Here is a 22,084-nt window from a genome sequence, read left to right on the forward strand (position 1 = left end):
CATTTATGCGCTGCCAAACGTCTCTACTATTATTCATCCTGCTCTTGTTGACCATTCCGGCAGAACATGCGTTTGCCCAATCCGTCAATCTGTCCAAAGCTCAGATCTTCACGCCCACAACAGAGAAAACTGCATTGCTGAGGAGTATTGAAGTACTCCAGGAGGAGGTTGAGAAAAGGACTGGCATCAAACTTCCCATTGCCCAAAAACTCCCCAAAATCGGAAGTGCGATCGTGATTGCGCTGGAAAATGATATTGCAAAGCTCCCCGAAGCTTATCGCATGGCGCTGGCCACATTGCAGGAAACCGGAAGTGAGGGTTTTAAAGTCGTAACGGTCGGCAAATCCAATACAGTGATTGTTGTCGGAAAAGACGCAAGAGGTATTCTCTACGGCATCGGACGTTTGCTGAGAAAGGCGGAGATGGGACAGGGAAAGCTCATCGTCTCCGACCAACTGGCCATCAGCACCAGTCCCCGTTACCCGATGCGTGGCCATCAGCTAGGTTATCGTCCCAAGACTAATGCCTACGACGCATTTACGGTCGCCGCATTCGACCAATACATCCGGGAACTCGCACTGTTTGGAGCAAACACCATTGAAATATTACCTCCACGCACAGACGATGACGCTACGAGCCGCCACATGAAAATTCCGGCGGCACAGATGATCGTCGAACAATCCCGTATTTGCAAGTCATACGGGCTGGATGTTTCGATATGGTATCCCAACATGGGCAAAAACTACGTTCATCCCGACTCCCTTGCCAGAGAGCTCGCAGAACGCGATCAGGTGTTTGCAAGTCTTCCCAAACTGGATGGCGTGTTCGTTCCCGCGGGAGACCCGGGTGAACTGGAACCTGACGTACTGTTCGCCTGGCTGGAAAAAGAGGCTGCTGTTTTACAGAAATACCATCCCAAAGCCAAAATCTGGGTTTCACCACAGGTTTTCCGTCCTACCGCCAAATGGTTCGATAGCTTTTTTGCCCACGCCAACAAGGAATATCCCTGGTTTGGCGGCGTTGTATTCGGGCCTTGGGTCAAGATCCCGGTACAAAAAATCCGGGAGCTGCTCAAACCTTCCATTCCCATCCGCCATTATCCTGACATTACACATAACTATAGCGCGCAGTATCCCGTGCCCCATTGGGACCTGGCGTGGGCGATGACACTAGGCCGTGAAAGCATTAATCCCCGGCCTTTTGATGAAAAAGCGATCCACAATGCATTGGATCAATATGGCATCGGCAGTGTCAGTTATTCGGAGGGCACCAATGACGATCTGAACAAATTTGTATGGAGCGATCAGGACTGGAACCCTGAAACACCGGTTATGGAAACATTGCGCGACTACACCAGGCTGTTCTTCGGGCACGAGTATACCGAAGCCGGTGCCCAGGGACTGGTTGCACTTGAAAAAAACTGGCGCGGCGAGCTGCTCACTAATGACGCTGTAGACCTCACCCTCACTCAATGGGAAACACTGGAAAAGAATGCGCCGGTTAAATTACTGCAGAATGCCCGCTTTCAGATGGCCTTAATCCGCGCATACTTCGATGCATATACGCGGCAGCGGCTCCTCTATGAAACCGAATTGGAACAACTTGCGCGCCGAACACTTGAAACAGCAGGTACTCTGGGCGCGGTAAAAACGATGCGTGAGGCAACAGGCATATTGGAACGCGCCTGGAGGGAGCCCATCTTAGCCGCCTACCAACAAAAATGCCAGGACCTGGCCGATTCACTATACAAAAGCATTGGTGCACAGCTAACGATGAAGAAACATGGTGCGATGTCGGGACGAGGGAATTTCGTGGACCTGATCAACATGCCGCTGAACGATGCGCCTTATCTGCTCGACCAGCTTCGCAGAATCGAAAAATTGAACAGCGAAAACGAAATGCTGAAAGAAATAAATGCTGTCCTGCATCGTACAGACCCGGGCCCGGGTGGGTTTTATGATCATTTCGGTGACCCTGAAAGCTGGTACCGCGTTATTCCCGGGCTCTCGTGGGAAGAAGATCCGGGTAGTCTGCAATCGCCTCGTGTCGGTTTTGGGGTTGGGCTGGTAGGAGAAGAATGGGTCGATGAAATCCAGGCAACCGGTTTCAAGGGCCAGGTTACGCCAAGGACCTGGATGAAACAAGCCAAAACCCTCTACGACCAACCATTACAGATCAAATATGACAACCTCGACCCGGAGGCTACCTACCGCATCCGGATTTCCTACACCGGACGATTCCGGTCACGCATGAAAATGACCACTGACGACGGACAAGCAGTCCACGACTTTATTCAAACCGGTGAGCAACCGACATTTGAATTCAGTGTACCCAAGGTCGCTACCTCCGACGGGAAAGTGGTATTCAACTGGACCTGCGGCGAAGGCGAGCGGGGCTCTCAGGTGACCGAGATATGGCTTATGAAACAATAACTCAAACCCAAGATGGATTCTGCATTACTTGATAAATTAAACAATGGCAGCAATGTGTACGGTACCTGCATTACCTCAACTGCCCCAATGTGGCCTGCCGCGATTCAAAAAACCGGTGTCGATTTTGTGTTTCTGGATACCGAGCATGTACCGCTCGGCAGACCAGAGCTTGCCACCTTGTGCCAGCAATTCAGACATCTCGGCATCACACCCATCGTTCGCATCCCCTGCCCCGACCCGTATCTGGCCTGCCAGGCTATTGATGCGGGTGCCAAAGGAATTGTAGCCCCCTACCTCGAATCAACAGCGCAAATCACCGAACTGGTTGGTGCAACAAAATACCGTCCGCTTAAAGGCGAAATGCTCGACAACTATCTCAGCGGCGCGGTTCCCATGCCTGAAAATCTGCGGGCATATGTGGAGAAATATAATGCAGGAAATATCTGTATCGCCAATATCGAAAGCGTGCCTGCGATGGACAACCTGGATGCCCTGCTGTCGGTGCCCGGCCTGGACGCTGTTTTTATTGGCCCCCACGATTTGTCCGTCAGTCTGGGGCTACCAGAGCAGTACGACCATCCCGACTTTGAAAAGGCGGTTACCCACATTATCCGGACCACCCGCGCCAAAGGATTGGCGATTGGTATCCATTTTTCGCTGGAACCGGAAAGGCAGATCCAATGGATGAAGGAAGGGGTCAACATCGTCGTACATAGTTTTGATGTTGCGCTCTTCACCCAAAGACTCAATGCGGATCTGGATAAAATCAAAGCCGCAGCGGGTGATACGCTTACCAACAGGAACGGTGGTGCCATGGTGGTGTAGCCAGGTTATTTGCCCTGCCACATCATCAGCCCTTCGATCAAAGCGGTAAGCTGCTCGAAAGGCATAGCGGGGGTAAGATAAGCGTGCGGACCCATCGGATCATCCACCCAGCTGTTGTTACCCCCATTAATTACAATTTTTCCTCGTTTGACCCCGAAATAGGGCTGAATGCCACGAATAGCCACCAGGACCGCTGTCTGGTCCCAACTCATCCGGCCATCTGCATCGCCCTTACTTTGGGGCATTGCCATGGCAAAGACTTCTTTAACCGGACTTTTCAGGTTCTCATTGGCAATCACTCTTTTGCCGGTTTTTATTTCCTTTCCGATTTCCAGCCCGCTGAAAAGAATCTCGGTAGGCCATTCGGCAAATACTTTTGCAGACGCGACCGAATCCACCAGTACATTATACTCCCGCCCCGTCGGAAACCCACCCGCCATTGCGACCAGCTGCCTCACTTTCTTGCGGACCAGGCTGCTCCCGGACAACTGCGAGTAGGCATCCGGTGCGGAATCCAGCAAACCAGCCAGATTCGTAAGAAAGCCCACGGTTACGATGGTGACACTTTGGTCGGGTTGTTTGGCCAGGATCTTCCTATAGGTCTCCACGGCATCGGGGGCATCGGAAGTACGCGCTATTTTGTGTGAGTATTTTTCAACCAGCATTTCGGGCCACTTCTGAGTAGCGCCAAAGTTTGCCCCATTGCCTTTCGGAGCGCCGGTCGGAAGGTCCGGTCTTCCAAAGTAGGTGTTCAGAATCTCGATTGTAGGGACTACAAGCTCATTTTTGTTGGAGGAAATAACGGCAAGCGGTCTTACTTCACCTTTGTCTGCCAGCGCGTGCATTACAGCCATTGCGCCCACATCGTCGTAATCCGGCCCAATATCCGTGTCCAGGATCAACGTATTTACGGATCGGCCGGTTGTTTGAGCATCAGCATAGGACAGTGTGAAAAGGCAAAGGATCAATAAAACTTTGTTCATAATCGTATTACTTGAAGGCAGCGCGATATAAGTACTATTCGCATTTTTCTAAAGACCTGATGCGAAACATACCATTTTCCATCGTTTCACATCAACCATTGTCTCCCCAGGTCAATCTTTCAACACCTGGAATGCCTGTTTTGTTTCACCGCTGACTATTTCCAGTACATACATCCCTTCCCTGAATTCTTTTCCTGACAGATCCACTTTATAACGCTGCATGGCATCGGATATCGGGGGACGGAGGCTTTTCAAAACCCTTCCGTGCAGGTCATAGACATTAACAGAAACATCCCGGTCTGAATCTGAAAGATTTCCGATGTAGAATGTGCCCTTTGAGGGGTTCGGGAAAACCGAGAAAGCATTGCGCTCATCGAAGTTGACCACTCTTATTCTGGAATATTGAAAAGTACTGTCGGCATCGGTCATTTTGAGGCGATAGTATAACGTCCCCGCTTTGTCTGGGGTCTGATCGACAAAACCGTATCTCCGTCCAATTTTCAGGTCTCCTTCCCCATCGATGCGGGTCAGGCTAACAAACTTATTTTCCCGAAGCGCCGCGTCCCCGCGTGCTACTTCCAGATTAAAATGATCGAAGTTCTCCTCAGAAGCTGTTTCCCATTCCAGAATAACATCGCTCTTGTGCTCAACACCTTCTTTCTTTCTCGCATTGAAACTAACGAGTTCAACCGGCAATGCGTCGGGATTACCCGCAAATGCTTTGGAAAGCCAGAACTCTGAAAAACTCTTCACTTTCATCTCTGCATAATACCCTTTATCATACGGGACAATTTTAACCTGTCCGGCCGGGTGAAAAGTCCATCCTCCCTGAACGCTGTTCGCAATCGAGCCGTCCTCTTTTGCTATATCCGCAGCATTTCGATATTTGGAAACGCCCAGCTCAAATGCATTTCCTGGTTTTCCGCATGTAACACATCCGGCAGCACTCAGCAGTCCTTCACTCTCTGTTTCCAAAAAGAAGAACCGTACCGTAACAGAATCCGAAAATACCGGATTAGCCGGCTTGACAGTAAAATTCCTGTTCAGATAGTACTGGCCGTTAGCGTTTCGTACGGAACCTGTATAAACATAGGCCTGCACCTCCGTATTCCCCAGATTCTGTCCGTTCGGGTAAATCGAAGCGATCACCTTTCCGGACTGTACGAAGTGGACCCAACTGTTTCCTCCGTTTACATTTTGAGTCACCGGTGCACCCTGCGCATCATTGATCGCCGATTGGCGGTCGTAGATATGAATATCATCAATCGCAATGCCCTCCCGGTGTGTGAAACCATCCGACATCATCACAAACCTAAGCTTCATCGTAGTAAAACCGGTAGGTAACGGGATGGTGGCTACGTGCCAGCGGAGATAATCCTGCAAACTCCAGGCACCGCTTCCCGAGTAAGTTTTATTGTACCAGTTGGTGCCCTGTCCCACAGCGCCCAGCCGTGTCCATGGGCCATTGTTACCTGAATATTCCAGATAGACATAATCACACGGTGTAGGCTCACACACTTCCAGATCAATAGCTGCACTAAAACTCAGTGTGGGGACGGAAAGACTGCTTACATTAAAACAAGGTGAATACAGATACGACTCTTCCTTATCATTATGCCCTCCCGACAGGTTTGTTTTCCATATTTTGCTGCCACTTGCAGCTTTATTGAGATTGGCTGAAACAGGTTTTCCGTATTGCCATGAACTGTTCGTGCCTTTTGCGCTCCAGAAGCCATCATTGTTTTCAAAGGTTTCAAGATAAGGAAAAGTGCTAAGTACCGGGGCGTTGTAGATTTTGACTGTCAATGTATCATTATCGTGATAGCTGTCGGAATCCAATGCCGACCATACTTTGATGTTCAATGGCCCGATCGCAGACAAATCGGCCTTAGCTCCGAATGTAAAATCGATCGTAGTCCGCTTGTTAATCGAGGGAATCGTGTCTCTGACAATCGTGCCGTTTGGCGCCAGGAATGCCACGGGAAGCTTGGTAATATTCCTCGCCGAACTGTTCCGAATTTTGACGGATATCGGTTCTGTCGTGCCGAGGCCGCAGTTTTCTTCAGCCGGCGTATTCAATGCAAGTACCTGAATATCGTCTGTAACGGTAAAGATCTTGATATCGTCGAAGGAATATCCGGAACCATTGCTATAATCGGCGGTAATTAACCTCCCCCATTGTCCCCATCTCACCTGAAAACTTGACGAGAAATTTTTGCTGTTTTGGGAAAGCAAAGCGCTTACCTCAATGCCGGGAGTCGTTTTATAGCCCTGTCCGGTAAGATTTTGATTCGCAAAAAGATCATAGACCTCGATCCATGGGTCGGTATCTTTACCCCGGATCCAGACTTTGTTATTCACATTCGTTTTCTGTCCGTGGTTTTTATAGGAAAAAATCAACCGGACGTCATCCGAATTCATATCATAAGCACCCAGGTTGTATGTGCCCACCAGGTAATTGGTGTTTCCTGCTGTATAAAACCTGTTTACATCCAGCGTCAGTGCCCGTTGACCTGATTTTGCAAATCCCGAATTGACAAAACTCCGGATCCTGCCGGCATCCGTCGTAGGGGAGAAATCATACCGGCCATCGCCTGTGAGTCCAACCTGCGCTGCTACCGCCGTCTGTACCGGGAGATACTCCAGGTCATCTGTGAAAGGCAATGCAATCGCATCATTGGTCAGTTGCCTGAATGTTTTGGTCAATGTATCGTTAGCGGTTACGGCATCATTGTTGCCATGGATGAAAACTTTGAAAGTATAATCTCCGGGATTGAAAAGGTCAGCGCCGACTGAGAAGGTGTGATCATAAGTCTTTCCCTTCTCAATGAATGGCGTAATTTTTTCAATGGGAATGGCATTGCCATTCAGCACGTAGCCTACATCCACCGGGCCATTAAAATCCACATCATCCAGGTTTTTGATCCGGATCTTTACAAACACTGAATTCCCCAGCTGGGCGGAGGTGTTTTTTCTTCCCGAAGCAGCAGGCGTAAGAATGGATTCGACTTTCAGGTCATTGTTTGAAATAGTACCCGCGCACGTTCCGCTATCAGGCTTTCTCGAGATCGCCAGCGCTCTTCTCCCCGGCTGCCCATTGATCCTCGCACGTACGGAAACGTAGTAAGTCGAGTCTTTGAGCATCCCGTTGAATACGTAGTTAGTACCCGAAGTGGTACCCACAGGTATCATCTCATCGCCTTTCAGGGCCACTACCTCATAGTCCGTAGCGCCCGTTACGGCAGTCCAGTCTATGGAAATATAACCTTCACATTGCAATGTGGATAAAGTCACAGCCGGAACGCCCAGAATCGTAAAAGGTTCACTGATGCTTTCTGCACCGGTACTGTTTTGAATAACCTTAACCTTTGCTTTTTCAGCAATTGTACCCGCCGGGATCGTCCATAAAAGCTGCCTTGTCGCTGCTGCCAGATTATTTCCGATCGTAGTCCAGGAAGCGCCATTGTTCAAACTATACTGAACCGTGAAGGTGCTGGCGACATTACCATAAGCATCCCAGCTCACATAGAATGCGTCAGCATCCTTCAACCGCTCTTTTCCGATGGGATAGGTAAGAGTCAGCGAATTCGGGACGATATCGTATACAACCACGTAATCCTGGAGTGGCTTTTGCCCTACGGATGTTCCCTTAACCGAGATGGTGTAATTGCCTTCGACGGGATTGTTGATGACGACCTGCTCCATATTGTTGAGATTGTCGACCCCGGTGCCGGCGACGTTATTGACATTGGCGGGGGCCGGATCCAGTAGCCGGGGTAAAGTCACTGCTGCAAGGGGATTCGTCACCGACAGATCCAGGTTATGAACCAGGTTTTGACTCGACAAAACAGAACCGGCGGGATCATTCCAGTACAGCATTACCTTTAACTGCGCTGTGCCGGAAGGGACCTGAATGGAAATATTCTGAGTCCCCTGGTGTCCGACTGAATCGTTTTTATAACTCTGCGATTCAAGCATCTTGACCGAACGGAGCAGGTTAAGCCATCCGAAGCCAAATCTGTAGTCCGGCCCCTCATTCCCTTTGTCCGTTGCTCCGTTACAGAGCAGCGCCTTAACCAATGCATTCTTAGGATTTTGATTTCCGTTCAACTGTCTGTAACGCTCGTACAGCAGCGCGGCTCCACCCGCCACCGCCGGGGACGACATGCTGGTGCCGCTGCCGCTTCCATAAAGGTTAGTTGGAATTGTCGACATCACTGCCGAGCCCTGGGCAGTAATCTCCGGCTTGATCCGCCCATCCAGTACCGGGCCCCGGCTCGAATTCGTCGAAAGCGCAGCCACATTAGTTGTGTTGCCTACGCAGAGGACATTTTTGGCTGTTTGATATCCGCCCAGCACATTGGCAAAACCAGCAGGATATGGCGAACACATTACATTTCCGCTATTACCCGCCGCGAATACGTGGTGCAGATTTGGCATTTCAATAGCCTGCCTGTCGAGCAGATACGAATAAAGATCATACACTCCAAAAGTCTCACAGGTATTCACGTCACCCCCATAGGAGTTGTTGGTAACAACCATTCCAAAGTCCTGCACATACTGGGGCGCATACGCAAGGAGACCCGAATAACTTTGGGCAACGATGCGGGCTTTGGGTGCGTATCCGGCGAACAGTTCATTCATCAGTCCAGCACCGCCCAGCGTACCCATCACATGAACACCGTGTGAACCTGCTTCAATGGGAGTGCGGTTAATAATGCGCGTATTGAAGTCCACATGCTGTAATGGGTTCGAGTCGTCTCCTATCCCTACCACCACACCTTTTCCCGTGAGGTTTCTCCCGCCTGGCAGAGAAGATGCCAGCACGTTGGCACGCGAATTGGCAGTGCTTTTATTATTAAATGATTTATCTTCCTGCGGAATCGCCTGTACGTACTGGATGTAAGGCTCGCCTGCCAGTTCGCGGATCTGATCGAACGGAACCCTCACGGTCAGTATCTGGTATTGCTTAAACTCGTCTCCAACCAGCTCCCAGTTGCGTGCCTTCAACGCACTTGCGATTTCGGTAAAGGCAAATGTTCTGGGATAACTGATCCAAAGATCCGCCATGCCCGTCACCTTTACCGAGCGGATCGGAATCTGCCCGTTCACGAGCGTTCGTTCCATCTTCTGCTCCGCGGTTAACTGGATCACTGCCCGTCCTTTCGTCCGGGCCAGCGCACCCGGATTGCCGGATCCTGAAATCGTAGCTGTGTAGGCGAAGTTCGGTATGTACTCAAGGAGTTCTATCCCTTCTGCCCGGAGCTGCCGTCGTTCTTCGTCGCCGGGAATATCATCAAACTGGATGATCACGAAAGATTTCTGTGATGGGAAAGCGGACATCCTGGCGTTCCCAGCCGCCGATACATTCTTTTCCGGGGTATAGGAACCGCTTCGCAGGTGCAGTCTGTAATCCCCGACCTGAGCATCAGCGCCGATACGCAATGCGAGCACCAGCCATAGTGTGTGGTAAAGGTTTTTCCATTTCATACTTTTTCGAACTTTATTGGGAGAGGTTATTCTACTTTATTTGGCTAAATAATACAAATTAATTCTGAAATTGTTAAATATAATTTACTACACGATCAAAACTACTTGATTGTCATCCTGATAGCAGAATGAACAAACGGCAACACCATCCCTCCTATACGTGTAAAATACAACCCCGTCCGTTCTTCATCGATTTGTAATTAGCTGGTGGCTGGTTTAACTTAGCGCCCTCATTATCGCCATTGCACGCATTCCCATGAATTTATACGGCCTGATCGGATACCCACTTACCCATTCTTTCTCCAAGCGATACTTTACGGACAAATTCACCCGGGAAAAAATCAAGGAGAGCAGTTACGAGCTCTTCGAAATAAAGTCTTTGGAAGAACTGCCTGCCTTGCTGAAAAAAAAGACGGATCTCCGGGGTCTGAATGTGACCATTCCGTACAAGAAAGATGTAATCGCTTACCTCGACGATCTGGACGATGCTTCGGCAGAGCGGATCGGAGCCGTGAACACGATCAAAATCTACGCCGACGGCAGTACCAAAGGCTTTAATACCGATTACTACGGCTTCCAGCAGTCGCTCATTGAATGGCTCGACCGCCGTGGTGAATCATGTACCGGTTTTAAGGCGCTGGTTTTGGGCAACGGAGGAGCAGCCAAAGCGGTACAGGTAGCTTTGCAGGATCTGAAAATGGAATACACCCTGGTGTCGCGCCAAAAAAGCGATGATTGCATCGCATACGATGAGCTGACCCAGGATGTAATGGAAAGTCACCTGATGATCATCAACACAACGCCTCTCGGCACCTATCCCAATACCGAGTATTGCCCGCTGATCCCTTACGAATGGGTAACGAAAAGGCATTACCTCTATGACCTCGTTTATAATCCGGCGGAGACATTATTCCTGAAAAATGGTACCGAAAAAGGAGCCGCTACGCAAAACGGCCTGAAGATGCTCGAACTTCAGGCGGAAAAGGCATGGGAAATCTGGAATACGGAAGAAAATCTCTGGAGCGTCTAGGTCCGGCTGTAATAGGTCCAAAGGTCTTCCTGGACCTTTGCAGCGCCTTTTAAGATCCCCCGGGGAGCAGGCGCTTTCACGCCGTTGGCAATTGCAGCCGGCCCCTGGCAACGGCGTATTTCGTCCCACATTCCACTTTCAAGGAATGCATGAATTATCATGGCCCCTCCTTCTACCAACACCGAATGGATCTTTCGCTGATAGAGTCCATTCAAAAGTGAAACGATTTCGTCTTCTCCCCGAACAAGTTTCATGTAGGCAATCGCCGATGTGGCCGCATAGCGTTCCGGATCGACCGGCATGGCTGTTTCCCGATCATAATTAGCAACGATCGTGGGCTGTTTCCGATCGAATAAATGGAGCTTCTGCGGTAACTGTAAGTGCCGGTCCAAAACCACTCGCACAGGATTCTTCCCGGTCCAGTGCCTGACATTCAGTCTCGGATTATCCATCAGGGCTGTCTTATACCCCACCAAAATCGCGTCCTCTTCGGTGCGCCACCGGTGCACGTTCATATCGGACGATTCTCCGCTGATCTTCATGGGACTTCCGGTTTCGTAACCCAGAAAGCCGTCGGCGGTTTCCGCCCACTTAAGAATTACATAGGGCCTGTGGAGCATCATTGCGGTAAAAAAACGCTTGTTCAGATTAAGGCCTTCCGCCGCCAGTGCATCGCAGACCACCTCGATCCCGGCGTCTTGAAGTCGACGGATGCCTCTGCCTGATACCAGCGGGTTTGGATCTGTATTGCAAATGACAACCTTTTTCAGTCTCCGGCTCACCAGCAAGTCTGCACAGGGAGGTGTTTTACCCGTATGCGAACAGGGCTCCAGGGTAACATAGGCCGTCGCTTCCGGCAGTAAATGCGCATTCCCCTTCTCATCGGCATCTTCAATGGCCCTGACCTCGGCGTGCGGACCGCCATAAGCGCGATGCCATCCCTCTCCGATAATGGTGTCGTTATGAACGATCACACAACCCACCATCGGGTTTGGACTTACCTCTCCCCGGCCGTATGCTGCCAGCTGCAATGCCCGTTGCATCCATTGATTGTGCGTCTCCATGTGGCAAAAATACAAACGTGCTTTCAAACTCAACTTTCGGGAGTTCCTATTATTTGCTAACTTTCCGACATTGGAATCAAAATTGGTGAAAATGACCTCAGCACGGCAGCTATATTTATATATATCAAAAAACATCAGAGTTTATCCTGAAAAAGAAGCCCAGGCTATCGCATTCATGCTCCTTGAGCATTATATGAGGCTCCGAAATATCGATGTACTAGTAGACCGTCCCATCGCGGAAACCAGTGCCCAGCCCGACTGGGACAGTATTATCGAACGCCTCAACAACAATGAGCCCGTACAGCATATCATTGGATCCACTGAGTTTTGCGGACTCGAATTCCGCGTTTCGTCGTCGGTACTCATTCCCCGCCCGGAAACCGAAGAGCTGGTTCGTATGGTCACGCGCGATTATGCGGAACCCGACAAAAATATCTCCATTCTCGACATCGGAACCGGCAGCGGCTGCATCGCCATCGTGCTGGCGCGCTTCCTCCCGCACGTAACTGTGCACGCCTGGGATGTGTCCGATGAGGCGCTCGAAGTAGCCAAAGAAAATGCACGGCAACTCATTGCCGATGTGAAGTTTGCGAAACAGGATATGCTGAATGTCACATTCCCGCTACCCGGCAACGTGATTCAGTTCGACTGCCTGGTAAGCAACCCGCCGTATGTTACCTACTCGGAAGCTGAGCATATGCGTCCCAATGTCCTGCGCTTTGAGCCGCATGAAGCATTGTTTGTAGAAGACAACGACCCATTGCTGTTTTATAAAGCCATCGCAGATTTCGGCGTCCATCACCTCAAACCGGATGGCAAATGTTACGTAGAGATCAACGAGCATTTTGGCGCGGAAACCCAAAAGGTTTTTGAAGAAAGAAATTACAGGAACGTGGAAATCCTTAGGGATATCAACGGCAAGGATCGCTTTGTAAGAGCATTCCGGGGCTAGCCAATGCTGTTCCGCTAAATCATTCGAATTCAATTTCATGTATATAGAAAAAATCAGGGAGGTACTGGACGAAATGGGAAAGGTAGTGGTGGGGCAGGATAAACTGCTGAACCGTCTGCTGATCGGCCTTTTTACCGGTGGCCACATCCTGCTCGAGGGCGTTCCGGGCTTAGCCAAAACCCTTACGATCAACGTAATGGCGAAGGTGCTGCACCTCGAATTCAAACGCATTCAGTTCACCCCCGACCTGCTTCCCGCTGATTTGATCGGGACGATGATCTACAAGCCTAAAATAGGTGACTACGAAGTCAAAAAAGGGCCGATTTTTTCGAATCTCATCCTGGCCGACGAAGTAAACCGCTCTCCGGCCAAGGTACAGTCGGCTTTGCTGGAAGCCATGCAGGAGAAACAGGTCACGATCGGAGACGAAACCTATCCCTTGGACCGCCCTTTCGTAGTGCTTGCAACCCAGAACCCGGTAGAACAGGAAGGAACCTACCCGCTTCCGGAAGCTCAGATCGACCGCTTCATGATGAAGGTATATGTCGATTATCTCGACAAAATGAAAGAGCTGGAAGTCATGCGGCGCATGTCCGACATCAACTATGAATATAAGATCCGCCCGATTCTCAACAAGGAGGAAATATTCGCGATCCGCGACGAGGTGAATAAGGTCAATATTTCGGATACACTGGAACGATATATCATCGAGCTCGTTTTCGCGACCCGCCGGCCACTCGACTATGGCTTACGTGATGAGGCGCGTTACATTCAATTCGGGGCATCGCCAAGGGCCACCATTTACCTCAATCGCGCCGCCAAAGCACTGGCTTATCTGGAAGGACGGGACTATGTGCTGCCCGAGGACATTAAGGAGCTTGCCCCCGACATCATGAACCATCGCATTCTTCTCAACTACGAGGCCGAAGCCGATGGTATACGGACGATGACGATCATCGACTCCATTTTACGCAAGGTAGCTATCGGCTGATCAGGGCACCGGATCATGCCCGTGTCCTCCCCACGGATGACAGCGCGCAAAACGTTTCAATCCCATCCAACCTCCTTTCAAGGCTCCGTGCTTCTGCACCGCCTCGATCATATATTGTGAACAGGTGGGGGTGTAACGGCATGAATTCGGCAAATAGGGCGATAATGCGCCCTGGTAAATCCGTACCAGTCCTATGAGTAAAAATTTCATTTCGCGTCTTGTCTCAAAATAGTATATTTGACCATTAACATCACAAACGCATGATTTCATACATAATGTGGGATGCAAGTCCCGAAATCTTTACCATTCCTGAAATCGCTGGCTTTGGTCCCTTCCCTGTTCGTTGGTATGGTCTTCTTTTCGCAGCCGGCTTCCTGATCGGCCAGCAAATTATGATCCATATTTTTAAGAAAGAAGGAAAGACGCTGGAAGATATTGACTCCCTTACATTATATATGGTTCTGTCGACCGTTATCGGTGCACGTTTGGGCCATTTTCTGTTTTACGAACCGGAAGTACTGTTCAAAAACCCGCTGGAAGTAATCCTCCCTCCTTACGCCGGTCTCGCAAGCCACGGTGCCGTGGTGGGCATCGTCACCGGCCTATGGCTCTATTCCAGATCGAGAAAGGCGACCGGACAGACGTTCTTCTGGGTAGCCGACCGCATGGTGATCACCATCGCATTGGGTGGAGCGTTTATCCGCTTCGGCAATCTGATGAACTCCGAGATCGTGGGTAAGCCTACGGATCTACCCTGGGGCTTTATTTTCAGGCATAACACAGAATTTCTTCAAATCCCCCGCCACCCGGCCCAATTATACGAATCCATTTCCTGCTTCATCCTTACCTTTATTCTATTCGCGATCTGGAATAAGTACAAAGCGGCTACTCCCCGTGGATTGATGGTGGGCGTATTCCTTGTATGGGTATTCACGCTTCGCTTCTTATATGAGTTCCTGAAAGAAAACCAGGAGGCATTTGAAGCCAATTATCCGCTGAACATGGGACAGTTCCTCAGCATACCGGTCGTCTTGCTCGGTTTGTACTTTATTATCCAGTCTCGCAGAAATCCAAAGGAAATAGCCGTTTAAGTAACCGAACGAAAGCGAATGAAATAATAGGCGTGCATCAGTGATGTGTTTTCATTAAATTGAAGTTTGTTTGAAACAACTCTAAAACTTGACGGATGAAAACATCGTTTATTGCCGTGCTCCTCTCCTCCACCCTGCTGCTAACCAGTTGCGGAGGTAATCAGGAAGAAAAAGAAGCCCAGGAAAAAGCCGAAGCACAAAGCCCGGCCGACGCCCTTCAGGCCATTGCAGATAAAGCCAAGGAAATGGGTGACCGTGAAGCTGTCGATCCCATCGATTTCCGGAAACTGAAAGAGCTGCTACCCGAAAGCCTTGTTGGGATGAACCGTACCGAAGCCACCGGGGAAAAAACCGGCGCGATGGGTTTTACCGTATCAACCGCCCAGGCCAAATACAAAGGCACCGGCAATGAATCCCTTGACATAGAGATCGTCGACACCGGAGGCATTGCCGGTGTTTCTACCATGGCCCTCGCCGCCTGGTCGATCGCCGAAATTGACAAGGAAACTACCAATGGCTACGAAAAGACAACCACGATAGACGGCCATAAGGCATTTGAAAAATACGATAACGAAAGCAAGTCCGGTGAGATCAACGTGCTTGTGGCAGACCGGTACGTCGTGAATGTCGAAGGTGACCAGGTAACGGTCGACCAACTGAAAGAGGCATTGAAGGGGATCGACCTGGGTAAATTGGAAGATATGAAATAGATCCTATCCGATTTTTTGCGGGGGATCAAAAGTAAAAAAGCAGAAGCTTAGCGGCTTCTGCTTTTCAGGTTTTAGGAATATATAATGCTGGGTTAACGCAGGCACGCAATGATCAGACCGCGGCGAGATCCACTTTTTCTCTCAGAATCTGCTTTGCTTTCACCAATTGGTTTTTCACGGTATTTTTGGAAATGCGCAGAAATTCCGCGATTTCCTGATAGGATTTGCCCTCTTCGATATTGAGTTTCAGGATTTGCCGTCTTTTAACGGAAAGCGAGTCTACCGCAGCCTGCACAATGCTCAATCTTCTCTCGGCCTCCTCTTTCTCATCTTCGCCCGCTGTACGAATAGCCTCGAGGTAATGCTTGCGAAGCTGCTCGCTCTTTTCGATCTTCTTGAAATGATCGAATGCCATGTTACGTAGGCAGGTAAAAAGGTACGAATTGAAGTTGTAGTCGGGCTTGATCTGAGCCCGTCTTACCCAAATCTTGATAAATACGTCCTGTACCATATTCTCAGCCTCCTCTTCGTCTTTGAGCAGTGATACCGTAAAACGCAGTGCAGGTGTTTTATAGTAGTTATACAACTCCGCGAAGGCCGCTTCGTCGCCTTGCGTTACTCTTACCAGAATGTTTTCGTCGGGGTAGGCCACAGTCGTATAGGTTTAACTTATAGAAAAGGGTAATGGATGCTGCATTCAATTATTGACAAATGAACTTTTATTCTTGATTTGATCCTATTCACTTTTTCGGATTCAAAACCACCGGAGAACGTTTACTATATAATTGACAATCAGTCGTATTACTAAAATAAAGTTGTTTATAACATTACCATAGCGAGTGAAAATTCTGCTATTCCAACAATCGGTAACGTTTTATATTGAGCGGCGTATTTGTAATTGTTTGATAAAGCTACGTCTTCAAATGTGATTTCAAATCGCAACTTGCGTAAAAATATCTTCATTTTGCGCACGGTTGTACGATTTAATCAAATCATAATAATAACTTATCATTTATTACATATTTGCTCATTTACAGCCACTTCTCAGTGAAAAGCGTACAGCAAATCCGGCCGTTTCTGTAAAGCATTTCTCCTGGCCTGTTTTCATAATTTCATAACATTTGGATCAAATGCGTCCGGAGCCGATAGCCCTCCGCTGCGGATCGGAAGTATTATCCGCAAAAAACATAACGTTATATCCATTCAACCTAAATCCCGACCCGTCACTGCTCATGGATCAAATCCGCATCAATCAGATACTGGAGAAAATTACCGCCGTTCAAATAGCCGTCTACGGCGACTTCTGTCTCGACTCCTACTGGATTATGGACAACCGTGCCTCAGAGGTTTCCATTGAAACTGGCCTGCAGGCCCAGGCAGTGGACAGGCATTACTATACGCCCGGCGGAGCCGGAAATGTGGTCGCTAACCTGGTGGCTTTGAAACCCGCCGGAATCCGGGTTATCGGTGTGGTTGGCGATGATATGCAAGGCCGGGAACTGACCCTCCAAATGCAACAGCTGGGAGCTGACACATCGGCATTTCTGGTGCAACAAGAAAAATTCAATACCTATAGTTATCTTAAAAGACTGGTCGATGGCCGGGAAGAGCCGCGGATCGATTTTGGTGTATATAATGAAAGAAGCCTTGAAACCGATCGGCAACTTATCGATGCAATCGAAAAAGCATTACAGGAATGTGATGCGCTGATCTTCAACCAGCAGGTAACCGGCAGTATCAGCAATGCCTCTTTTATAGATGAGGTCAATCAACTCTTCAACCGGTACAGCGACAAAATCATAATGCTCGATTCGCGTCATTTCAATGATCGCTTTCTGAATACCTGTCTCAAAGCCAATGATCGTGAAATTGCTTCACTGAACGGTCTGGATGTACGCCCTGACGAAAACGTACCTGTCGCCGACGTAAAGCGGTACGGAGCGGAAGTCTTCGGGCGATTCCACAAACCGGTTTTCGTCACCTGCGGCGAACGGGGCATTATCGCATTTGACAATGCCGGTCATTCCGAAGTCCCGGGCATCCAGCTGAAAGGAAAGCTCGACACCGTGGGTGCGGGCGATACGGCGATCAGCGCCATCACACTTTGCCTCGCAGCCGGACTGTCCCCGACCGAGGCGGCACAGTTCGGCAACCTCGCCGCGGCTGTTACGGTTCAAAAACTGTACACCACAGGAACAGCGACCGGTTCCGAGATCGCACAGGTCGCCAAGGAGCCCGATTATATTTATAATGCCGATCTGGCGGAAAACGAACGCAGCGCGGTTTACTATCCGGAAACTGAGTTTGAGATTTGCGCACCTGAAGTCCTTGAAAAACTGGGACATATACGGTATGCCGTTTTCGATCACGATGGCACTATCAGCTCGCTGCGCCAGGGCTGGGAAGAAATCATGGAGCCAGTAATGATGAAGTCCATACTCGGCGACCAATACGACTCCATCGATGCAGGAACATTCCATAAAGTACAGCAGGAGGTCAAATCCTTCATTCACAAAACCACAGGAATCCAGACCATCTATCAAATGGAAGGGCTGGTCAATCTTGTACGCGAATTCGGTTTTGTGCCCGAAGAAAAAATTCTCGATAAGTTTCAATACAAGGAAATCTATAACGATGGTCTCATGGAGATGGTCGACAAGCGGATGGAAAAGCTGGCCAAAGGAGAACTGGGGCAGGAAGATTATACGCTCAAAGGTGCCGTAGCATTTCTCCATCAGCTTAAAGAGCGGGGCGTGACAATGTATCTCGCCAGTGGTACCGATGTGGACGATGTCAGAAACGAAGCCCAGATGCTGGGGTATGCCGATCTTTTCGATGGCGGCATTTACGGCGCGTTGAAAGATTATACGAAGTTTTCGAAGAAAATGGTGATAGAAAAGATCATCCGCGACAATAATCTGCAAGGCAAAGAACTAGCCGTCTTCGGTGACGGCCCGGATGAAATCCGTGAAGGTCGGCGCGCTGGTGGCATTTCGGTAGGCATTACAAGCAACGAACTACAACGTTTCGGGCATAACGCCGCCAAGCGCCCACGTCTGGTACGTGCGGGTGCCCAATTACTGATCCCGGATTTTTCTCAATACAAAAAACTCGTAAGCCTGTTGTTCCAGGAAAGCGAAAACTACGCGGAAGCCTGATGCAGACCTACGGAAAACACCTGGGCTATTGGCTGAGCTGCGCTTTACTTCCATTGCTTTTTGCATGCGGGAATGGTAAGACGATGGAAAGCGGACAGTCATTCTATCAGGACCAACCTTTCTGGCAGGAATACCACGAGGCATACCCAGTTGGATCCTCGCCCGCGATGCAGGACGTCAGAGCAGTACTGCCCGATCCTCTTGGCAACATATGGGCAGCCACTGCGGCAGGTGTTTTCCGGAAGAACGACGGTACCCGCGAATGGACGCCTGTTATGACGGGCGAAAACGATGGCCCGGCCTTCGCTATCGCCATGGATTCGGCGGGAACAATATGGCTGGGTACCTGGAACGGATTGTACAAATATCAGAATGGCAACGTCAGTAAAATGGAAGGACCAGCCGGGCCGGTATCAGCCCTTTGCATTCGGGGCAATACGGTATACGCCATCGGCCCGAACGGATTCTGGCTGGGGAATGCGAACGGCTTTAAAGTTCAGCAATCAACTATTTCCCGTTCTGTTCGCGATGCCATACTTGATCAAAAGGATGGCTTATGGATTGGAACCGATGTCGGACTTTATCATTGGACGCCCGCGTTAACAACACACAGCTACAAACAGGATACACTGATTTCCGCCTATGTGAAGGGATTGGCTTTCAATTATGATGGGAAGCTCTGGATCGGCGGCTTAGGAGGTGTAACCATCCGGCATGCCGGTAAAAAAGAAAAAGAGCTGACGGTTAAAAACGGCATTCCTTCCACCTACGTCACGGCAGTACGCCTGGCACCCGACAGTAGTATGTGGGTCGGTACGCAAACCGGCGTCGTACGCTATCGCCCGGACGGGAGCCGATCGCTCCTATTTTCAAGACGATGGCTCATGAATGATCAGGTGAATGACATTGCATTCGACAAGGAAGGAACAGCCTGGATCGCCACGCCGCAAGGAGTGAGCGCCATCATAAAGCGATCTATGACACTCGCGGGTAAAAGCGATTTCTTTGATGATGTACTCATGAAACGTCATATCCGCGCGCCCTGGATTGCAGGTCAGGCTCATTTAAAAATACCCGGGGACACCACCAGCTGGGAACCCGAGGACGACGACAACGACGGCGAATTCACGGGTAATTACCTGGCAATGGAGAGTTTCCGATATGCTGCTACCAAAGACCCAAAAGCCCGCGAGCATGCGAGGAAGGCATTCGGGTTCCTGAAATTCTTGCAGGAAGTAACCGGAACCGGTGGCTTCTTCGCCCGCACGGTCATTCCCGCCGAATGGACGCGCATGCATGACGGCAACCGCACGTACACGGAGCGTGAGAAGGCCGACGAGCTTGTTAAAGAGCCGCGGTTCAAGCCTGTGGAGGTTCGCTGGCGCAAATCGGCAGACGGCAAATGGCTGTGGAAGGGGGATACCAGCAGTGACGAAATGTGCGGGCATATGTTCGGGTATTACTACTACTATACCCTCGTAGCCGATGCGACCGAAAAAAAGGTGATTGCTGCTCACGTTGCCCGCATTGTAGACTACCTGATGCAGCACAACCTGAATTTCGTGGATGTCGATGGCACACATACCCGCTGGTCGGTGTGGTCGCCGGATCAGCTCAACCGCGATCCGGAATGGCTTCCCGACCGCAACCAGAACTCCATGGAAATGCTGGCATTCCTCAAACTGGCCTATCACATGACCGGCCAGCCGAAATACGAAAAGGAATACCTGCGGCTCATCGAGAAAGAGCACTACCTCGATAACATGAAGGATGTTACCCGCCAGAATCCGGCATGGTTCATCTATTTCGATATGATACTGCAGGCTTACCTTTACCCTATCCTCATTCACTGCGAGAAAGACCCCGGACGCCAGAAGTTTTATCAAAAACATCTAGACGAATGGTTTACGCGAAGGATCGCAGATCACAACCCGCTGATCAATTTTATTTACAACGAGTGCCTCGATCAGAAAGCGGAGCTTGAAAACTCGGTCGGCTTCCTGAAAGATACCCCGCTTGACCTCATTGACTGGCCCATTGACCATGGCAAGCGCGAAGACATCAGCATTATCCGTACCCCGGTTCTGGAAGATCAGCAGGTGAGCGAATTACAACCTGCGAATATCCGGCTCACCGTTCGCTGGGATAAAAACCCCTGGACACTGGCAGGCGGGAACCCTGAGGTGGAAAGAGAGCCGGTATTCTGGCTGCTGCCGTATTGGATGGGGCGTTATCTCGGAATGATTTCCAAATAGTAAGCCATTGATCAATCCGTTCGTTATGAAAAAGTGTCTTTTATTTCTATTCATCAACCTGCTACTATTTGCCATGCAAGAAACATTCGCACAGGACAGACAGACCTATGCCGAAAAGCTGGGCTGGCCAAAGGGCTCTAAAGTCATTATTTTCCATGTCGACGACGCCGGCATGTCGTATTATTCCAATGAGGGGGCTAAAAAGTCCATTCAAAACGGGATCGCTACATCATGCAGCATCATGATGCCCTGTCCCTGGGCTGCCAGTTTTACCAGGTTCGCCATTGCCAATCCCGGCATGGACGCAGGCTTGCATCTCACGCTCACCTCCGAATGGGACGATTACCGCTGGCCCCCACTCAACGGCATTGCGCACTCAAACGGACTGGTGGATGAGGAAGGGTGTATGTGGCATGAAGTTGAACAGGTAATTAAAAATGCCACCCCCGACGTGGTGGAACAGGAAATCAGGGCACAGCTCGATCGTGCCTTAAAGCTCGGCCTGAAACCCACTCATATGGATTCACACATGGGGACGTTGTTTTTCCACATTCCATTTCTGGAAAGATATATCAAAGTCGGGGTGGAACATGGGATCCCGGTCATGTTTCCCGGCGGCAACAATATGCTGCTCAAAGAGTCCCTGAATAATCCATTGGTTAAAAAGTTGAAAGCCGAGGGTAAATGGAAGGAGGGAATGGAACTTCCCGAACCTGAGCTCATGAAACGGTCAGCAGAGTTTGGCGCTAAAATATGGAATGCCGGCCTGCCTGTGCTCGACGACCTGCACACGATCAGCGGCGACTGGAAGCCTGATGGCGAATCCGTTACACCGGAACAATGGGGAAAATACAAAGCAGCGAAATTCCGGGAAACGATAGCAAAAATGCAGCCGGGTGTAGCCATGATGATCGTCCACAGCAGCGATATCACCGAGGACTTTAAACACATATCTTCATCAGGAGGCTCCCGGCAAGCGGACATGTTGTCGATGCTCGATCCGGATCTCAAAAATTACATACGGTCGGAAGGTATCATCCTGACCACCTGGAAAGAAATGATGGAAAGGAGGAAAAAGGTAAAATGATTTTAAAAAAAACAAT

Annotated in this window: 15 protein-coding genes; 10 read left to right on the forward strand and 5 right to left on the reverse strand. The window is 49.8% G+C overall.

The features are described 5' to 3' along the window. The first annotated feature begins 5 nt into the window (after positions 1-5). Both BP71_RS14490 and BP71_RS14495 read left to right on the forward strand, forming a co-directional pair. Complete coding sequence (locus BP71_RS14490; protein ID WP_496380316.1) at positions 6-2,432, forward strand: hypothetical protein; 2,427 nt, start codon at positions 6-8, stop codon at positions 2,430-2,432. 12 nt (positions 2,433-2,444) lie between these two features. Continuing rightward, complete coding sequence (locus BP71_RS14495) at positions 2,445-3,257, forward strand: HpcH/HpaI aldolase family protein (RefSeq protein WP_496380318.1); 813 nt, start codon at positions 2,445-2,447, stop codon at positions 3,255-3,257. 5 nt (positions 3,258-3,262) lie between these two features. On the opposite strand, the gene BP71_RS14500 is transcribed toward BP71_RS14495, so the two are convergent. Both BP71_RS14500 and BP71_RS14505 read right to left on the reverse strand, forming a co-directional pair. Continuing rightward, positions 3,263-4,240, reverse strand: a complete 978-nt coding sequence (locus tag BP71_RS14500) for a nucleoside hydrolase (RefSeq protein ID WP_496380320.1) — start codon at positions 4,238-4,240, stop codon at positions 3,263-3,265. A 111-nt stretch (positions 4,241-4,351) separates the two neighbouring features. Further along, positions 4,352-9,730, reverse strand: a complete 5,379-nt coding sequence (locus BP71_RS14505) for a S8 family serine peptidase (protein ID WP_496380322.1) — start codon at positions 9,728-9,730, stop codon at positions 4,352-4,354. Positions 9,731-9,986: 256 nt separating this feature from the next. Here BP71_RS14505 and BP71_RS14510 point away from each other — a divergent pair, with 256 nt between their 5' ends. Next, entirely contained in the window at positions 9,987-10,760 is a 774-nt protein-coding gene (locus tag BP71_RS14510; protein ID WP_496380324.1) for a shikimate dehydrogenase family protein, read from the forward strand. On the opposite strand, the gene ribD is transcribed toward BP71_RS14510, so the two are convergent. Then, positions 10,757-11,824, reverse strand: a complete 1,068-nt coding sequence (gene ribD, locus BP71_RS14515) for a bifunctional diaminohydroxyphosphoribosylaminopyrimidine deaminase/5-amino-6-(5-phosphoribosylamino)uracil reductase RibD (protein ID WP_496380326.1) — start codon at positions 11,822-11,824, stop codon at positions 10,757-10,759. The genes BP71_RS14510 and ribD overlap by 4 nt on opposite strands. A 91-nt stretch (positions 11,825-11,915) precedes the next feature. Here ribD and prmC point away from each other — a divergent pair, with 91 nt between their 5' ends. Together prmC and BP71_RS14525 are read left to right on the forward strand one after the other, a co-directional pair. Further along, entirely contained in the window at positions 11,916-12,776 is an 861-nt protein-coding gene (prmC, locus tag BP71_RS14520; protein ID WP_496380328.1) for a peptide chain release factor N(5)-glutamine methyltransferase, read from the forward strand. Positions 12,777-12,813: 37 nt separating this feature from the next. Next, a complete protein-coding gene (locus tag BP71_RS14525; RefSeq protein WP_496380329.1) occupies positions 12,814-13,767 on the forward strand; it encodes an AAA family ATPase in 954 nt (317 codons plus the stop codon). Here BP71_RS14525 and yidD read toward each other — a convergent pair whose 3' ends face one another. Then, a complete protein-coding gene (gene yidD, locus BP71_RS14530) occupies positions 13,768-13,977 on the reverse strand; it encodes a membrane protein insertion efficiency factor YidD (RefSeq protein ID WP_496380331.1) in 210 nt (69 codons plus the stop codon). Between the two features lie 50 nt (positions 13,978-14,027). On the opposite strand from yidD, the gene lgt reads away from it, so the two are divergent. After that, complete coding sequence (lgt, locus tag BP71_RS14535; RefSeq protein WP_496380333.1) at positions 14,028-14,858, forward strand: prolipoprotein diacylglyceryl transferase; 831 nt, start codon at positions 14,028-14,030, stop codon at positions 14,856-14,858. 95 nt (positions 14,859-14,953) lie between these two features. Further along, a complete protein-coding gene (locus BP71_RS14540; protein ID WP_496380335.1) occupies positions 14,954-15,568 on the forward strand; it encodes a hypothetical protein in 615 nt (204 codons plus the stop codon). 112 nt (positions 15,569-15,680) lie between these two features. Here the strand turns inward: BP71_RS14540 and BP71_RS14545 are convergent, their stop codons facing one another. Beyond that, positions 15,681-16,220 (reverse strand): RNA polymerase sigma factor, encoded by a 540-nt coding sequence (locus tag BP71_RS14545; protein ID WP_496380337.1) that lies wholly within the window; start codon positions 16,218-16,220, stop codon positions 15,681-15,683. Positions 16,221-16,800: 580 nt separating this feature from the next. On the opposite strand from BP71_RS14545, the gene BP71_RS14550 reads away from it, so the two are divergent. From BP71_RS14550 to BP71_RS14560, 3 genes are all read left to right on the forward strand, one after another. Continuing rightward, positions 16,801-18,726, forward strand: a complete 1,926-nt coding sequence (locus BP71_RS14550) for a PfkB family carbohydrate kinase (RefSeq protein ID WP_496380339.1) — start codon at positions 16,801-16,803, stop codon at positions 18,724-18,726. Continuing rightward, positions 18,726-20,981, forward strand: coding sequence for a ligand-binding sensor domain-containing protein (locus tag BP71_RS14555; RefSeq protein WP_496380341.1), 2,256 nt, complete (start codon positions 18,726-18,728; stop codon positions 20,979-20,981). Before BP71_RS14550 ends, BP71_RS14555 begins: the two co-directional genes overlap by 1 nt. Positions 20,982-21,054: 73 nt before the next feature. Further along, positions 21,055-22,068, forward strand: a complete 1,014-nt coding sequence (locus tag BP71_RS14560; protein WP_496380343.1) for a polysaccharide deacetylase family protein — start codon at positions 21,055-21,057, stop codon at positions 22,066-22,068. The last annotated feature ends 16 nt before the right edge of the window (positions 22,069-22,084 follow it).

It is taken from the genome of Dyadobacter ginsengisoli DSM 21015 (assembly GCF_059568735.1).

Bases quoted from the DNA above. Each gene is read 5' to 3' on its own strand.
- lgt (WP_496380333.1), top strand. From the start codon at position 14,028: ATGATTTCATACATAATGTGGGATGCAAGTCCCGAAATCTTTACCATT.
- BP71_RS14505 (WP_496380322.1), bottom strand. From the start codon at position 9,730: ATGAAATGGAAAAACCTTTACCACACACTATGGCTGGTGCTCGCATTG.
- BP71_RS14495 (WP_496380318.1), top strand. From the start codon at position 2,445: ATGGATTCTGCATTACTTGATAAATTAAACAATGGCAGCAATGTGTAC.
- prmC (WP_496380328.1), top strand. From the start codon at position 11,916: ATGACCTCAGCACGGCAGCTATATTTATATATATCAAAAAACATCAGA.
- BP71_RS14555 (WP_496380341.1), top strand. From the start codon at position 18,726: ATGCAGACCTACGGAAAACACCTGGGCTATTGGCTGAGCTGCGCTTTA.
- BP71_RS14490 (WP_496380316.1), top strand. From the start codon at position 6: ATGCGCTGCCAAACGTCTCTACTATTATTCATCCTGCTCTTGTTGACC.
- ribD (WP_496380326.1), bottom strand. From the start codon at position 11,824: ATGGAGACGCACAATCAATGGATGCAACGGGCATTGCAGCTGGCAGCA.
- BP71_RS14500 (WP_496380320.1), bottom strand. From the start codon at position 4,240: ATGAACAAAGTTTTATTGATCCTTTGCCTTTTCACACTGTCCTATGCT.
- BP71_RS14560 (WP_496380343.1), top strand. From the start codon at position 21,055: ATGCAAGAAACATTCGCACAGGACAGACAGACCTATGCCGAAAAGCTG.
- BP71_RS14550 (WP_496380339.1), top strand. From the start codon at position 16,801: ATGGATCAAATCCGCATCAATCAGATACTGGAGAAAATTACCGCCGTT.
- BP71_RS14525 (WP_496380329.1), top strand. From the start codon at position 12,814: ATGTATATAGAAAAAATCAGGGAGGTACTGGACGAAATGGGAAAGGTA.
- BP71_RS14510 (WP_496380324.1), top strand. From the start codon at position 9,987: ATGAATTTATACGGCCTGATCGGATACCCACTTACCCATTCTTTCTCC.
- yidD (WP_496380331.1), bottom strand. From the start codon at position 13,977: ATGAAATTTTTACTCATAGGACTGGTACGGATTTACCAGGGCGCATTA.
- BP71_RS14540 (WP_496380335.1), top strand. From the start codon at position 14,954: ATGAAAACATCGTTTATTGCCGTGCTCCTCTCCTCCACCCTGCTGCTA.